Annotated in this window: 13 protein-coding genes; 5 read left to right on the forward strand and 8 right to left on the reverse strand. The window is 67.8% G+C overall.

Annotated features, from left to right (window positions below):
• Positions 1-750: sulfatase-like hydrolase/transferase (locus tag Q7V15_RS13250; protein ID WP_304756171.1), on the forward strand; the 750-nt coding region annotated here is incomplete at its 5' end.
• Between the two features lie 53 nt (positions 751-803).
• Here the strand turns inward: Q7V15_RS13250 and Q7V15_RS13255 are convergent.
• The 5 genes from Q7V15_RS13255 to Q7V15_RS13275 all read right to left on the reverse strand — a co-directional run bounded on the left by Q7V15_RS13255 (position 804) and on the right by Q7V15_RS13275 (position 5832).
• On the reverse strand, positions 804-1886 hold the full coding sequence (locus Q7V15_RS13255) for a DUF2855 family protein (protein ID WP_304756172.1): 1083 nt from the start codon (positions 1884-1886) through the stop codon (positions 804-806).
• Positions 1887-1978: 92 nt separating this feature from the next.
• Complete coding sequence (locus Q7V15_RS13260) at positions 1979-2878, reverse strand: haloalkane dehalogenase (RefSeq protein WP_304756173.1); 900 nt, start codon at positions 2876-2878, stop codon at positions 1979-1981.
• Positions 2879-2903: 25 nt separating this feature from the next.
• On the reverse strand, positions 2904-3569 hold the full coding sequence (locus Q7V15_RS13265; RefSeq protein WP_304756174.1) for a hypothetical protein: 666 nt from the start codon (positions 3567-3569) through the stop codon (positions 2904-2906).
• Between the two features lie 94 nt (positions 3570-3663).
• Positions 3664-4758 (reverse strand): MBL fold metallo-hydrolase, encoded by a 1095-nt coding sequence (locus tag Q7V15_RS13270; RefSeq protein WP_304756175.1) that lies wholly within the window; start codon positions 4756-4758, stop codon positions 3664-3666.
• A 33-nt stretch (positions 4759-4791) separates the two neighbouring features.
• Entirely contained in the window at positions 4792-5832 is a 1041-nt protein-coding gene (locus Q7V15_RS13275) for a formylglycine-generating enzyme family protein (protein ID WP_304756176.1), read from the reverse strand.
• A gap of 107 nt (positions 5833-5939) precedes the next feature.
• Between Q7V15_RS13275 and Q7V15_RS13280 the strand changes: the two genes are divergently transcribed.
• Positions 5940-6968: a glutathione S-transferase N-terminal domain-containing protein gene (locus tag Q7V15_RS13280; protein ID WP_304756177.1), complete on the forward strand. Its 1029-nt coding sequence runs from the start codon at positions 5940-5942 to the stop codon at positions 6966-6968.
• Positions 6969-7031: 63 nt separating this feature from the next.
• The gene (locus Q7V15_RS13285; protein ID WP_304756178.1) at positions 7032-7655 is read left to right on the forward strand and encodes a TetR/AcrR family transcriptional regulator; all 624 of its coding nucleotides are present in this window, start codon (positions 7032-7034) and stop codon (positions 7653-7655) included.
• Between the two features lie 22 nt (positions 7656-7677).
• On the opposite strand, the gene Q7V15_RS13290 is transcribed toward Q7V15_RS13285, so the two are convergent.
• Positions 7678-9939, reverse strand: a complete 2262-nt coding sequence (locus Q7V15_RS13290) for a TonB-dependent receptor domain-containing protein (RefSeq protein ID WP_304756179.1) — start codon at positions 9937-9939, stop codon at positions 7678-7680.
• Between the two features lie 299 nt (positions 9940-10238).
• Here Q7V15_RS13290 and Q7V15_RS13295 point away from each other — a divergent pair, with 299 nt between their 5' ends.
• Entirely contained in the window at positions 10239-12500 is a 2262-nt protein-coding gene (locus tag Q7V15_RS13295; RefSeq protein ID WP_304756180.1) for a methyl-accepting chemotaxis protein, read from the forward strand.
• Between the two features lie 22 nt (positions 12501-12522).
• Here Q7V15_RS13295 and Q7V15_RS13300 read toward each other — a convergent pair whose 3' ends face one another.
• Positions 12523-13707, reverse strand: a complete 1185-nt coding sequence (locus tag Q7V15_RS13300; protein WP_304756181.1) for a serine hydrolase — start codon at positions 13705-13707, stop codon at positions 12523-12525.
• A gap of 173 nt (positions 13708-13880) precedes the next feature.
• Here Q7V15_RS13300 and Q7V15_RS13305 point away from each other — a divergent pair, with 173 nt between their 5' ends.
• Entirely contained in the window at positions 13881-14897 is a 1017-nt protein-coding gene (locus Q7V15_RS13305) for an aldo/keto reductase (protein WP_304756182.1), read from the forward strand.
• A gap of 14 nt (positions 14898-14911) precedes the next feature.
• On the opposite strand, the gene Q7V15_RS13310 is transcribed toward Q7V15_RS13305, so the two are convergent.
• Positions 14912-15367 carry a hypothetical protein gene (locus tag Q7V15_RS13310; RefSeq protein ID WP_304756183.1) on the reverse strand — a complete coding sequence of 152 codons (456 nt, stop codon included), beginning with the start codon at positions 15365-15367 and terminating at the stop codon, positions 14912-14914.
• Between the last annotated feature and the right edge of the window lie 554 nt (positions 15368-15921).

A 15921-nucleotide genomic window follows, 5' to 3' on the forward strand; every position in this document is an offset into this window, starting at 1 on the left:
CCGCTGCAGGCGACCCGGGCCGACTATGACGCCCTGCCGGAGATCAAGGACCATCGGCTGCGGGTCTATGGCGCCATGATGCTCGCCCTGGATCGCAGCGTCGGGAAGATCATGGAGGCTCTGGAGGCCCAGGGCCTGGCCGACAACACCATCGTGGTCTTCACCAGCGACAATGGCGGCGCGGGCTATATCGGCCTGCCTGAGATCAACAAGCCCTATCGCGGCTGGAAGCTGACCTTCTTCGAGGGCGGGGTGCGGGTGCCGATGTTCATGACCTGGCCCGGTCGCATCGCGCCCGGCACGGTGATGAACGACCCGGTCGCCCATATCGACCTGATGCCGACCCTGGCGGCGGCGGCCGGCGCAGCGACGCCCACGGACCGGATCATCGACGGGGTCGACCTCCTGCCCTGGCTGACGGGGCAGCGGCCGGCCCAGGCGCCCCATGACACCCTGTTCTGGCAGAGCGGCTACTACAGCGCCGTCCTGCACAAGGGCTGGAAACTGCAGACCTCGGACCGGCCCAAGAAGGACTGGCTCTATAACCTTGTGGCCGATCCCACCGAGCAGACCAATCTGGCGCAGGCCAATCCGCAGAAGGTGGCCGAATTGAAGGCCCTGCTGGCGGCCCACCAGACTGCGGGGCGCGGCCCCCTCTTCCCCAATGTCGGCTCCGTGCCGGTGATGATCGACAAGACCCTGGCCGACCCCGCCACCAAGGCTGACGAATTCGTCTACTGGCCCGGGTGATGGAAAGCGTCGAGGCGAGGCGCAGGCTTCGTCCTCGGCGCTTTCACCTGATGTCAGGCGAGGCTGGCGATCAGGCCGACGGTGGGCGGGGTGTGTCCAGCGACGAGATCGCTGAGCGCAGCGCGCACGGCTTCGGGGCCTGAGACGTGATGCAGGGCCAGGCGGCCCTTCAGCTCCTCCACCATCCGCAGGGTCTCGACCTGGATGCGACGCTGGATGACGCCGGGGCCCAGATCGCCGTCACGCTTGGCGATGTGGGCGGGAATGAAGATGAAGTCGTGAGACGGCGCGCCGGCCACCTTGCCGGCGGAGCGGGGCTGGTCCCAATGGGTGGCGCCCACCGCGCAGCTGAGCTTGAGCTGCGGGCCGAACCGCTTGTGGATCGCATCGATCACCGCGCCGTCCCCAGCCATGTCGACAAAGGCCGTCGGAACCGTTCCATCCAGGCTCTCGATGGCGCCATAGGCGATCACCTGGTCGCAGAGTCCCAGGCCCTCGACGAACGCCATGTTGCCGGGCGACGTCAGGCCGATCACCTGCGGGCGCGGCGCCGGGTGGCGGGCCAGCATGTTCAGGAGGCCGATGGCCGTCTTGGACGAGGCGCTGCCCACCAGCACCTGTTCGGCGCCGAAGAAGCCGTTGTCGATCAGATAGTCATAGAGCAGGTAGCCGGTGCCCAGCAGCGGCAGGAGCAGGCACCGCTCATCCTCCAGGGCCTTCATGGCCGCAGGCTCGCCGGTGGTCCGCTGATAGTGGTTGTAGAAGGCCGGCAGATCAGCCCGATGCGGGGCGGCGTCGACAAAGCCCCGGGCGCCCACCGCGTCCGGCGTCAGGACCACGTGTGAGGCGGTTGGGAAGAAGCCATAGATCCGCTCGCCCAAGGCCAAGTCGGCATGGCGCGAGGCCGCCACATCAGCGAACCCCCAGACCGGGACCAGACCCCAGGGCTCAGGCGCCGGAAAATAGCCCCAGTAGCCGATGGTGGCGCCCGACAGGGCGTAGCTGACATTGTTGGCGGTCAGGGCGAACCGGTCGATGGCCAGCAGAACTTCGCCATCCGCCAGCTCGGGCTGGGGAAGCTCCACAAGTCGGCTCTCGGTCAGCGCGTCGCGGCGCAGCTGGAGTTGGGTGATCATCGACGCGGTCTTTCCGAAACGCTGAGGGCCATCAGGTGAACCACAGCGAGGGCGGCCTGGGCAACCGCCGACCAGGCCGTATCCCCGAGACGCTAGGTCACCGCCAGGAAGGCGGTGACAGCGGCCACCAGTTCGTCGGGTGCGTCTTCCTGGATGAAGTGACCGGCCCCAGGGATGATCTGGTGTTTCTGGCCCTGGGCGCCGGGGATGCTCGCCTGGGCGCGGACCTCCCAGCCCTTGGCCACCGGATCCAGCTCGCCAAACAGGGTCAGAAAGGGCTTTTCGAAGCGGCAGAGCTTCTCCCAGGCGTCCTTGTTCAGGGGCACGCCGGGATTGTCCGGTTGGACGGCGATCAGCAGGGGGAAGGAGATCAGGCCCCATTCGTAGTCCGACGAGGGGAAGGGGGCGAGATAGGCCGCCCGCTCAGCCTCGCTCAGCTTGTTCTCCATGCCCTGGTCGAGCATGGGCCAGGGAAAGGCCGTGGCCGCATTCATCATGCCGACCCACATCTTCATGAAATCGCTCTCGCCCTCGCCGATGGGCAGTCCGGTATTGGCCGCAACCACCCGGTCGAACCGCTCGGGATGCTGGGCCACCAGATAGAGGCCGATCGTACCACCCCAGTCCTGGCAGAAGAGCGTGATTTGGCGCAGGTCCATGGCGGTGAGCCACTTGCCCATCCAGTCGTAGTGGCGGGCGAGCGTATAGTCTTCCTTGGCGGCCGGCTTGTCCGAGCGGCCACATCCCACCAGGTCGACGGCGATCACCCGCCGCCCCGTGGCCAGCAGGCCAGGGATCATCTTGCGGTAAAGATAGGCCCAGGTAGGGTTGCCGTGCATCAGCAGGATGGGCTCGGCGTCCCGTGGCCCCTCGTCCACATAGTGGATGCGGATGTCGGTCCCATCGGCGTCCTGGATGGTGAGGTAGTGCGGCGCCCAGGGGAAGTCGGGCAGGTTTTCGAAGCGCTCGTCGGGGGTGCGCAGGACGTTCATGGCGGTCTCCAGGAGCTGGCCGGTCTCAGCCGGCCAGGATGGGTGTAGAACTCAGTTGAGCGTGAAGGATGATCAGGTGGCCGACCGCCGCGGCGAGGGCGAGCGCCAGGGCGAGCCAGACCTTGGGTCCGGCCAGGGTCATGATCTGGGGCTGGGTCGGGAAGGAATAGGTCTGCGGCATGGCCGCGAACTTGAACTCATGGGCGCCTGCGAAGCGGGGATCGACCACCAGGGCCGCCAGGTCCCGGCGGCTGCGGTAGCGCATATAGCCGATGATCGACCAGCCGGGGTCGGCCTCCACCCCCCAGGCGTCGAAATAGCCGCCGATCTTGCGCGCCGCGATCGCCGGGTGGCCGCCCCGGGCGAACAGGGCCGGCAGGAACATGCGGGTGTAGCTCTCCATGACCTGCCGGGCCGGCCTGGCCTCGCCGCTCACCGGATCGGGCACCGCGCCCGGAGCGATCCGCACCAGGTTGAGCATGAAGAACTCACGGCCGTCGTCGGCCTCCAGGAAATCCCGCAGGGTCGCCAGATCGTTGCGCCCCTCCATCTCCAGGCCGGAAGCGATGAGATCGGCCAGGGCCGAGTCCACCTCGGCCTTGGACAGGGGTCCGCGCCAGTTGACGTACCAGGCCAGGAACAGCGCGTAGGTCAGAAGGGCGAGCCCCCAGGGCAGCATCCAGATCGCCATCAAAACCCCCCGGCCACGACGCGTTTATTGACATTATAAGTGTCATTATATTCGCACAGTGATGCTTGGCAACCGCATTGCGGCGGTTAGGGCCTCAGCGCTGGGCGTTCATGCGCCGGCCCTGGCGGACCTCGTCGCTTCCGGCCGGCAGGGAGATGATATCCCCGTCTCGCCCGACTCTGACCGGGCCGGAGAACTGGCCGCGGGCCTCGCCCAGGAAGGAGCCTTCCAAAGCGCGGATCGGCAGGGGCGGCACGATGTGGTTGAGCAGCAGGAATTTCACGCCGGCCCGCTCAGCCAGCTGCGCGGCCTGTTCCGGCGTGGTGTGGTAGTCGGTGATGTCGCCGAAGATGCGCGCCAGATTGGCCCGCCCCGCCGCCTCGGCCGCCGCCCTCTGGCGCTTGACCAGGTCGATGGACAGGGCCTCGTGGACCAGCAGATCGGCGCCCCTGGCCTGGGCCTCCACCACCGGCGAGGGCGTGGTGTCGCCGCTGAGCACGGCGCTGCGCCCCTTGTAGTCGAACCGGTAGCCGACGGCCGGCTCGATGGGATCGTGATCGACCCGGAAGGCAGTGATCTTCAGATCGGGCTCATCGAGGATGACCAGGCTGGTTTCCCCGTCGGGGATCGCGAAGGGGCGCGGCGTCGCGCCATAGCCGGCCGGCGGGGTGACGTCCGGCCCGTGGTGGGCGATCCGGTAGCCTCGGTCGAGGCTGTAGGCCTGGGCGAAGCCGGCCAGCACGGTCTCGACGCCGGGCGGGCCATAGACCGGGGTCGGGGCGGCGGCAGAACTGGACGCCCAGCGCTGCATCAGGAGCTCGCCGAGCCCGTCCATGTGGTCGGAGTGGAAGTGGGTGAGCAGGATGGCCTCCACCCGAGCGGGCGGCAGGCTCATCAGGGTCAGGTTGCGGCTGGCGCCGGAGCCTGCGTCGACGATGAACAGGCGCTGGCCAGCCACCACCGCCGTGCAGGGACCGCCCCGGCTGACGTCAGGCATGGGCGAACCGGCGCCGCACAGGGCCACATGCAGGCCGTCCGGCAGGTCGGCCAGGGGATTGCTCGCCATGTTGCGGGCCATCACCCGGTCCATGAGGGCGAGCGCCAGAGGCCCGCGCGCGAACCACAGTCCTCCCCCCGCGATCAGGACGAGGGCCAGAAGGATCAGGGTGAGCTTGGCAGGCCAGCGCATGGCGAGGCTCCGGGTCTGGGTCTTGAGCTGGGGTCAGCCAGGTTCGGGCGCGGCCGGGACCCGCAGGACGGTGCGAAACCCCACATGGGAGGCCCCGCTGTCATGGGGTCCGGGCGCCCGGGCGGCAGGTCGATAGCGGAAGCAGAAATTGTCGGCGCATAGGAAGGAGCCGCCCTTGATCACATGCTTGGGCTGGCCGGGTTCGTCCGGGTCCCGGGACATGGCCCGGGATGGTCCGCCCTGTTCCAGCACCGCGGCGGGCGCCAGGCCCGGCCGGTACCAGTCGGAGGTCCACTCCCAGACATTGCCGGTGATGTCGTAGAGGCCGTGGCCATTGGCCGGGAAGCAGCCTACGGGGGCGGCGCGGGCCTTGTGGCCGTCATCGCCGGTGTCGGCCACGGGGAAGACCCCCTGCCAGGTATTGGCGAGCGGCTGGTCCTTCGGCGCCGGATCATCGCCCCAGGCGTAGCGGGCGCCGGCGAGACCCCCGCGGGCGGCATATTCCCACTCGGCTTCGGTGGGCAGGTCACGGCCCAGCCACCGGGCGTAGGCCAGGGCGTCCTCCCAGCCGATATGGACGACGGGCCAGGTCTCCTTGCCCTTGATCGAGCTCCCCGGACCCTCGGGATGGCGCCAGTCGGCGCCGGGAATGATCCGCCACCAGGCCGCCGGATTTCCGCCCGCCGCGCCGGCGCCGACGAACACCAGGGAGGCCGGCTGTCGCTCAGCGGCGGACAGGCCCGGATAGGCCGCCTCCGGCAAGGCGCGCTCGGCCTGGGTCACATGACCGGTGGCTTCGACGAAACGGGCGAAGGCCGCATTGGTCACCTCGGTCTGGTCGATCCAGAAGTCCCCCACCCGCACCTGCCGCGGGGGCCCCTCCTCGGGATGCTCAGGCGACGCGCCCATGGCGAAGACGCCGCCGGTCAGGCGCACCATGCCGGCGGTGGGATTGTCCGGATCCGGCAGGGGCAGGTCGGACTGGCAGGCCTGGGGCGCCGCCGCCGTCGGGCCGCAGCCGCTCAGCAGGCCAAGGATCGTCAGACTGAGACTCAGAACCAGGGGGCGTCCCACGCCCTGTCTCGTCCGCCCGCAGCCCCGCCTCACCCGCGCCTCCCCAGAGCCTTGCGCTCTTCGCAACTATTGGCATAGTTCGTGCTGAAATCAAGCGGAGCTGACCCATGCCCGACCGCCCGCCAATCGCCCTCTCCGGCTCGCCCGGCTCGCCCTATACCCGCAAGATGCTGGCCCTGCTGCGGTACCGGCGCATTCCCTACCGCTATCTGATGGCCAATAGCGGCGCGGTGGCCGACCTGCCCCAGCCCAGGGTGCGGCTGCTGCCCACCTTCTACCTGCCCGACGAGACCGGCGCCTTGCAGGCGGTCACGGATTCCACGCCGCTGATCCGCCGCCTGGAGCGGGAGGTCGAGGGCCGTTCCGTCATTCCGACAGATCCGGCGCTGGCCTTCCTCGATGAGCTGATCGAGGACTATGCGGACGAATGGCTGACCAAGGCCATGTTCCACTATCGCTGGGCCTATGCCGAGGACATCGAGCGGGCGGCCCGCATCCTGCCGGCCTGGTCGGGCCTGTCGCTCCCCGATGAGTCCCTCGCCCAGCGGGGGGAAGTGTTCAGTCGGCGGCAGATCGACCGGCTCTATGTGGTCGGCTCCAACCCCGTCACCGGGCCGGTGATCGAGGCCAGCTACCGCCGCTTCCTGGAGGTCTTCGAGGCCCACCTGACCCGCCAGCCCTATCTGCTGGGAGGCAGGCCCGGGGCCAGCGATTTCGCCGTCTATGGTCAGCTGACCCAGCTCGCCCAGTTCGACCCCACGCCCATGGCCCTCACCCTGAAGATCGCCCCCCGGGTCTTCGCCTGGGTGAGCCTGATGGAGGACGCTTCGGGCCTGGAGCCACAGCCCGGGGACTGGACGCCCCTGGCCGAGCAGCCGGGGACCCTGGCGGCCCTGCTGGCGGAGATGGGCCGGGTCTATGCCCCGGTCATGCTGGCCAATGCGCAGGCCCTGGCGAGGGGCGCGGCCGAAGTGCGCACGGAGGTCGATGGTCTGGCCTGGACCCAGTCGCCCTTTCCCTATCAGGGCAAGTGCCTGCAATGGCTGCGCGCTTCCTATGCGAACCTGGGGTCCGACGCCCGAAGCGCTGTCGATCCGCTGCTACGGCAAGGCGGTCTGGCGGCGATTTTCACCTGACCTCTGGCGCCCGCCCGCGCTGCGTTCTAATCACCGACCTATGATCGGGCAGAGCATCCCAGCGTGAACGCGCCCCGCGCCGTAAAGGTCGAGGTTTCAAACCCACCCCCTGTCGCGCCAGAGGCCGACGGCCGGCGTCGGCGCTCGCAGGACAGCCGCGCCAGAATCGTCCAGGCCATGCTGGAGCTGGTGCATGCGGGCGAGACCTCGCCGGCCGCTGAACTGGTGGCCGACCGGGCGAAGGTCGGCCTGCGCACCGTCTTCCGGCACTTCAACGATATGGACAGTCTCTACCGCGAGATGTCCGCGGTGATCGAGGCCGAACTGCAGGGGATCATCAGCCAGCCCTTCAAGAGCGCCGACTGGCGTGGCCGGATGGTTGAACTCGTTCAGCGCCGGGCCGGCGTCTATGAGCGGATCGCCCCGTTCCGACGGGCCGGCGACATCCACCGGCAGCGCTCCCAGGTCCTGGCCGCCGACCATGCCCGTTTCGTCGCCCTGGGCCGCGAAATTCTGCGCCGCGAGTCACCCCCTGAGCTCCTGCGGGACAAGGCGCGGTTCGAGGCCCTGGACATGCTGCTCAGCTTCGACGCCTGGAACCGGCTGCGGCGGGACCAGGGCCTCTCGCCGCGTCGCGCGGTGGAGGCCCTGGAGATCGCCGTATCGAGCCTGATCGAGGCCGACTGAGGGTCAGGCCCGACCCTGGCTCTTAGAAGCTCGCACGCACCCCGGCCATGACCAGACGCGGCGCGCCCGGCCGAGCGCCGGCCGGCGAGAAGGAGACATTGTAGGTCTCATCGGCCACATTCTGCACCGTGGCGAACAGGGCGAAGTTGGGGGTCACCGCATACTCCGCGGCCAGGTCGATCACCAGGCGCTCGTCGATCTTGTCGCTGGCGGCGATCGGGCCGGAACCGGCCGTCTCGCGGGCCTCCGACACCCAGTTAAAGCCGCTGGTCAGCTTCAGGCGCTCGAGTTCCAGCCCAACGGTCAGGTTCAGCTGATGCTCCGGCAGATAGGGCAGTTCGTCCCCGGCGTTGACGGCGCCCCAGGGGCCATAGGCGCTGACGAAGCTCGATTTGAACTCCGCGTCAGTGAAGGTGTAGGCCAGCGACACCGGGATGGCGAAGCCATTGACGGCCAGGTCGGCGAAGGTGTGGGAGGCGGCGACCTCCAGGCCTCGGACCTCGACGGCGCCGCCATCGAACTGGTCGCCGATGTTGCAGCCAGCCCCGGTGGAGGCCGTGCAGGTCCCCACCAGATTGTCATAGTCATTGAAGAAGGCGATGGCCTCGGCCTGCCATCCGCCGCGGCCCCAACGCACGCCGGCCTCATAGGACCAGCTGGTCTCCGCATCTGAGGTCGAGCCTGGCCCCGGATTGGCGAAGCCACGGTGGGCGCCGGCGATCAACAGGAACTCCGGGTTCAGCCGCCACGCCGCCGACACCCCTGGGATCCAGACATCCACATTCGAGTGGATCACCCGGGTCTGCGTGGTCCGCGCCGGATCGGTCAGGGCCCAGTCGGTGCGCTTCAGGCGGATGGTCTCGTAGCGCAGGCCCGGCGTTATCGTAAGGGCGCCGAAGCCCATCTCGTCGCGCAGGAAGAAGGCCCAGGCCTTGGCCTCGCCCAGGCGGTTCTCCTGGCTGCCCGGCGCGCCGGCCGAGGCCAGCACCATCCGGCCATTGACCATGGTGTAGCGGTCGTCCTGCTGGAAACGGTCTTCCTCATCGCGGTGATGGCGGACGGAGAATTCCAGCCCGTGATCCACGGCGCCGGTCTGGAAATCCACCGCCACGACGCTCTGCACGCCGCTGGCGGAGTACTGCCGATTATTGTTGCGCACCCGCAGGGCGCCGGCCCGGCCGGTGACGCCCGGGGCGCCGATCAGGTCGGCCATCTGCACCGCATTGGCGGTGGGATTTCCCACCACATTGCTGATGCTCACCCAGCCGGTGTTGGCGGTGTTGCGGACGTCGTTGAGCTTGTACCAGGCCCGCGCCGTCTCATGGTGATAGGCCAGCGTCGTCAGGCTCACATTGGGCGAGATCTGGAAGCGATGAGTCAGCTGGAAGGTCTCGTGGTCGACATTCATCACATCGGCCCCGCTACCATTGTAGCGGCGATAGGGGTCAGCGTTGAAGTCGGCCAGGGTCAGGCCGAGATAGGTCTCGTGGCTGGTCTCGTCATAGCGCTGGTACTTGGCCTCCAGCTGATGACGACCGTCGGTGGACCGCAGGCCCAGCTTGACCAGGCCGTCGTTGATTTCGAACCCGGTGTCGCCGCCAGCGTCAATAACCTTGAAGCCGTCAGACGATTCATAGAGTCCCTCGATGAGGCCGCCGATCTCCCAGCCGCCTCCGAGGGCCGCCCAACCGCCCACCGAGCCCAGGGCGCGGCGTCCGCCATACTCGCCGGCCAGCAGATCAAGCCGCCCCGACAGATCGCCGGGCGAAACGTCCGGAATGGGCGTGGAGAACAGGTTCAGCGCCCCGCCCACGGTCAGCGGGCCATATTTGATGGCCGCCGGGCCCTTGCTGACCTCGACAGCTGAAATCCGGGTCATGCGCGGGAAGTAGTAGGCGGCCGGGGCGGCGTAGGGGGCCGGCGCGATCAGCACCCCGTCTTCCATCACCGTGATCCGGCCATTGCGATCGGTGCCCGACCCGCGGATGCCGATATTGGGGCGAAGGCCGAAACCCTCCTCCTCCTGCAGATAGAGGCCCGGCGCCTGGCGCAGCACGCGGTTCACATCGCTATAGGCGAAGGTCTCCAGTTGCTCAGAATCGATCACCTGCACGGAACCGCCGATCTCCCGAGGGTCGGTCTTCGAGCCTGTCACCAGGACCGCATCCAGCAGCGGCGCCGCCGCGTCGTCCAACAGCTCGGCCTGGACCGGTGCGGCGATGGCGGTCGCAAGGGCGGAGACGGCGACGCCACACAGGATGGCGGTCAGACGAGATGCAGGCATGGATTCCCCCAGCAGCGAATAAGAACAATTCTCATTCGCCCTAGCGAATAGCGGCCAGTCATGCAAGCAATTCGCATTCTCTTGTTATGTTTGAAGCGTCCGAGGCGTCACGGCCCGGCGCGACATTGCGCCGCAGCCACAGTCCCCACGGGGCGGAAAGGTCGCCCGTTCCAGAGGGTTGGCAGATTCGAGGTCCGCGCCCCCGCCGCCGGGTGACGCCACGGCGACGGCTGTATTGACCGGCCGTTTACCCTGTCGAGGCATGCCAAACTTCGCCACTCCCAACAGGAATCCGCCGCGTGACCCTGACCAAGCTCAACACGATCTCCGCCAAGTTGTTGTTCGCCGCGGGCTTGACCATCGGTCTGCTGTTGCTGATCGCCGCGATCATTCTCTCCCAGCAGGTCCACGCCACCACCTCACGCCTGTCGTCGGACTATGCCCACGCCGTCGGGGAGAGTGTCGGCCAGAGCATCGCAGGCGACATCGGCGCTGCGCAGACAGCGGCCACGTCCCTGGCGGGATCGATCGGCGCGCTCCACGAAACCGGCCTGCGCGACCGCACCACCTTCACTCGGCTGATCCGGGACTACGCCATGTCGTCCGATCTGGTGATGGGCAGCTGGTTTGTCGCGGCGCCTGCCGGGTGGGACGGACGCGACAGCGAGTTCGCCGGCCAGGGTGAGAGCGGTTCGAACAGCGCTGGCCGCTTCGAGCCCTATTGGGTGATGGTTGATGGCGCGCTGAAGATCGACCCGCTGGATGACGGCCTTCCCTATGAAGAGCCGTTCTACAGGCTGGCCGCCGCCAGCAAGAAAAGCGCGATCACCGAACCCTATCTCTATCCGGTGGACGGCAAGGACGTCCTCATGACGTCGATCACGGCGCCGGTGTTTTCCAATGGAACCCTCATCGGCGTGGCGGGTGTCGACGTGGCGCTGGACGCCTATTCGGCTGAGCTGACCGAGATCCAGCCGCTGGGGGATGGCTCGGTGGGCCTGCTTTCGGCCTCGGGACTCTGGGTGGCCCATGCCGACGGAACCCGACGGGGCCAGGCCTATGATGAGGTCGCCGCCGAAGAGATGCGCGCCGCCCTCGCCAAGGGGGAAGACCTCAGCCTGAAGGGCGTCAAGATCGGCGAGGTCTCTGTCGACCGCATCCTGCTGCCTGTGGAGCTGACCCAGTCAAACACCAGCTGGGCGGTTGTTGTCGACGTGCCGCAGGCGACCATCGCCGCGCCCGCGCGAGCGCTGGTGATAGGTCTTCTGACCGGCGGCCTACTGCTCACCGGGCTGGTGCTGGCGGGCCTCTGGTTCGCCGCCACCCGGATCGTCGCCCAGCCCCTGGGTCGACTGACGCGGAACGTCGCTCAGCTGCGGAACGGTCAGTATGACGCCGACATCGATGGCGTCGGCGGCAAGGACGAGGTGGGCGAGATCGCCCGCGCCCTGGACGCCTTCCGCCATGACCTGGCCGATGGACAGGTGGCCCGGCGCGAACAGGAACAGCTGCGGGTGCAGGCCGAGGCCGACCGCCAACGCAATGCTGAAAGCCAGCAGCGGGCCGCCGCCGAACAGGCTGTGGTGGTCGAGGCCTTGGAGAGCGCCCTGTCGCGGCTGTCCGACGGGGATTTGACCGCCCGGGTCCAGGCCGACTTCGCCCCGGAATATGAAAAGCTAAAGGTCGACTTCAACGCCGCCATGGGCAAGCTGCAGGCCGCCATGCAAGGGGTCGTGGCCAACACCTCGGCCATCACCTCCGGCGCCCAGGAGATCAGCCAGGCGGCCGATGATCTGTCCCGGCGCACCGAGCAGCAGGCTGCCAGCCTGGAGGAGACCGCCGCGGCCCTTGACGAGATCACCGCGACGGTGCGCAAGACCGCCGCAGGCGCTCAGCACGCCAGCACCGTGGTCAGCCAGGCCCGCGCCGACGCCCGTGAAAGCGGCCTGATCGTCGGCGACGCCGTGGGCGCCATGAGCGAGATCGAGCGGTCCTCCAACCAGATCGGCCAGATCATCGGCGTCATTGATGAGATCGCCTTCCAGACCAACCTCCTGGCCCTGAACGCCGGCGTCGAGGCCGCCCGAGCCGGCGACGCCGGCCGCGGCTTCGCCGTCGTCGCCTCCGAGGTCCGGGCCCTGGCCCAGCGCTCGGCTGAGGCCGCCAAGGAGATCAAGTCCCTGATCGGCGCCTCCACCGCCCAGGTGGCCGGCGGCGTTGAGCTGGTTGGTCGCACCGGCGAGGCCCTGCAGCGGATCGTCGCCCAGGTGGGCGAGATCACCCAGATCGTCGACGAGATCGCCGCCTCGTCCAACGAGCAGGCCACCGGCCTCCACGAGGTGAATGCCGCCGTCAATCAGATGGATCAGGTGACCCAGCAGAACGCGGCCATGGTCGAGCAGTCCACCGCTGCCAGCCACGCCCTGGCGAGGGAGGCCGCAGAGCTGGCGCGGCTGATGGGCCAGTTCCGCACCGGCGGCCCCGAGGCCGGCGTCAACGGCGCCCGGGCTCAGCAGGCCCGTCTGGCCCAGGCCCTGGGCGGCGAGCGCCGCCGGGCCTGAGCCTTGGGGTGAGCGGCTGCCCTTAGGGCGCGGTCGCCGCTTCGCGCACCGCGCTCAGGAAGGCCGAGCGGGCGAGCGAGAGGTCCCGGCCGGTGGCCCGGGGCCAGGCGGAGTTGATGACGATGACCAGGCCGTCGTCACGATAGGTGGTGATCGACTGGCCGAAGATGCCCGAGGCCTGATAGGCGCCGTCTTGGTTCATCCACCAGAAATAGCCGTAGCCGGCCTCGCCATTGTCGATCTGGGCGCTGGTGGCCTGCGCCACCCAGCCCTCGGGAACCACCGCCGTGCCGCCCGCCATGCCGCCTTCCAGCATGAACTGCCCCACCCGGCCGTAGTCGCGCAGCGTCATGGAGATGCAGCAGCCGCCCCGCTCCAGGCCCGAGGGATCGAGCATCCAGATGGCGTCTCGCTCCATGCCGTAGGGCTTCCAGATCTTCTCCGAGGCGTAGGCCGACAGGCTCTTTCCGGTGGCGTTGGCCACCAGCACGCCAGCCAGGTCGGTCTCGCCGGTGTTGTAGTTGAACACCGCGCCCGGCGTATTTTCCCGCGGCAGCTTGCGCATATAGCTGACCATGGCGTTCATTCCGGGCTCGGCGGGCGCAGCGCCGGCGTTGGCGACGTCGGACTTGGGGTCGGTATAGTCCTCGTTCCACTTCACGCCCGAGCTCATCATCAGGAGCTGGCGCACGGTGACCCCGTCATAGCCCGAGCCCTTCAGCTCGGGGATGTAGTCGGTGACGGGCGCGTTCAGGCCCGCGATCTTGCCGTCCTGGATGGCCGCGCCCACCAGGGTCGAGGTCAGGGACTTGGCCACCGAGAACGAGGTCCAGCGGTCCGCCGGCTGGCGGCCCATCCCGTAGCGCTCCAGCAGGATCTGGCCGTCCTTCAGCACCAGGACGCCGGAGACGTTGAAGGCCTCCATGTAGGACGACACCGTCCAGCTCTTGCCCTCATGCTCGAAGGTGGGATCGATCTGGCGGTCGGCCATCACCAGCGGCCGGACGGCCTCGCCCCGCTCGATGGTGTTGACCCGGAAGACGTCCTCGATGGTGCGGTAGCCGCGGCTTTGCAGCTCCGGCGACCACATGAGGAAGTTGGGCGTGGCCGGGTCCAGCGGCACCTGGGCCAGGGCCGGTGTGGCGATGAGGCCTGCGGCGGCCACGGCGCCGGCGAGGGCGGCTTTGCGGATCAGGGGGCGAGTCATGGAGCGTTTCCCGTTGTTGTTTTGCGGCCAAGCTAGCCCATTGCGCGGCCGCCGCCAGGGACCTGAACGCATGACGTCGGGGCAGCCTGCCGTGCGGCTGGCGGGACGTCGCCAAGCGATGCTATCCCAGGGGCCAATCAGAACGCTGAAGCAAAACCCTGGGGAGACACGTCATGGGCCGCAAACGCCTGGGCCGCAGCGCCATCGTGGTGTCGGACATCTGCATGGGCACCATGACCTTCGGCGGCCAGGCCGACGAGGCCATGGCCCACCGCATCCTGGACAAGTCCTTCGAGGCCGGGATCAACTTCTACGATACGGCCGAGAACTATCCCGTGCCCCCCAGCCCCGAATGGGCCGGCCGCACCGAGGAAATCTTCGGCCGCTGGCTGAAGACCAAGAACCGCGACGCCGTCATCATCGCCACCAAGGTCTGCGGGCCGAGCCACGGCTGGATCAAGGGCTCTATGCGGGCCGGCATGACCGCGCTCGACCGCCACAACATCACCCGCGCCATCGAGGGCAGCCTGACCCGCATGGATGTGGACTATGTGGACCTCTACCAGACCCACTGGCCCGACCATGGGACCGGCTATGAGGAGACCCTGCGGACCCTCGATGACCTGGTCCAGGCCGGCAAGGTGCGCATCATCGGCTGCTCCAACGAAACCAGCTGGGGCCTGACCAAATCGGTGGCCGTGGCCGAGCGCGAGGGCACGGTGCGCTATGAGACCATCCAGAACAATTTCAGCCTGAACAACCGCCGGTTCGAAGACGAGCTGGCCCAGGCCTGCCGCCAGGAGGGCGTCAGCCTGATCCCCTATTCGCCCCTGGCCGGCGGGGTGCTGTCAGGCAAGTACAAGGACGGCGCGCGGCCGCAGGGCGCGCGCTTCTCCAACTATCTGAACCTGGGCGGACGCCAGGCGGCCATGGCCAGGCGCTTCGTCAACGACAAGACCCTGGAGGCCACCGACCGCTTCGCCGCCATCGCCGCTGAGGCCGGCATCTCGCTGGTCACGCTGGCGACGGCCTGGAGCAAGCAGCACGACTTCGTCGCCTCCACCATCGTCGGCGCCACCCACGAAGACCAGCTCCCCGACATCCTGGCCGCCATGGACCTGACCCTGAGCGACGAGGTGATGAAGGCCATCGACAAGGTGTCGAAGGAGATTCTGTACCCGATGGGGTGAGGGGGGCTGGGCGCTCAGCCTCTGCGGAGCGCCGCGCCCCAGATGGCCAGATTGAAGGCGAACTGGCCCGGCTCCGTGGCCTCCACCCTGATGGCGATGGGCACCATGCAGGGGCCGACGTGCTCGGGGATCGCGGTGTATTGGGTGACAACGCCGTCGATGATCAGGGGCCGGATTATGTTCATGTCGGTGCGAGACTTCAGCTCCTCCACGAAGGGCGGAACATAAACAATGTTCTCAGGCACGTGGGGACCGCCGAACTCCTCCGGCAGCAGCAGGAGCTCGACCAGCACGCCCTCCTCCACCAGCGCCTTGGCCTTAGCGGGTGAGTCCACATAGGACCAGTCGGGGCCGATGGGTTCTCCCGGACCCGGCTCATAGCCCGCTTCTCGGAGAAGCTGGTCGGCCAACGCCTTGACCTCGCGCCCCGCCGGCGTGGCCGGGCCGAACCATCGGCGGAGGCTTGACATAACACCGTTCAAGGCCCGTCCCTTTCTGCCGCTGGATCATGGGCGGCCATGCCGAGCATGGCGCACGCTGCCTGCTCACTAACGTCAAGACGCACACAAAAGGCAGGGCGAAAACCAGGACGCTCGACCGGCAAGCCAAAAGTTCTTATTTTGTTCTTTTTGAAAACCCATACCCGTGAGAATATGGCGTGTCAACGTGAGCGAGGAAAACGCCATGACACAAAGAGCTGGGGGCGGCTCCAATTCGCGATTCCGATTTGGCTCGCCGCTGATGAGCGTGAGTAGCTACTCGCTTCGTCAACCCGGAACGCCAAGCTCAAAAAATTATCTCTTCTACCCTTCCATTCTGGAGAGCGTACGACAACGCCTAAAAGCGCCCCAACCGCGTCAAATACCGACAGTTACAATCGGCGACTCCCTCTTTTATGGGGCAGATACTGACGATTCAACAGTATTGGTCCCGCTACAGGAGGTTCGCCCATGGTCGCCGTCAGATGATGCCCGGCGAAGACGCGATGCCGAGCGGTTCGCAATACAGACTCACGCGCAAATCG

This window comes from Phenylobacterium sp. (assembly GCF_030651755.1).
In the GTDB taxonomy this organism is placed as follows: Bacteria; Pseudomonadota; Alphaproteobacteria; order Caulobacterales; family Caulobacteraceae; genus Phenylobacterium.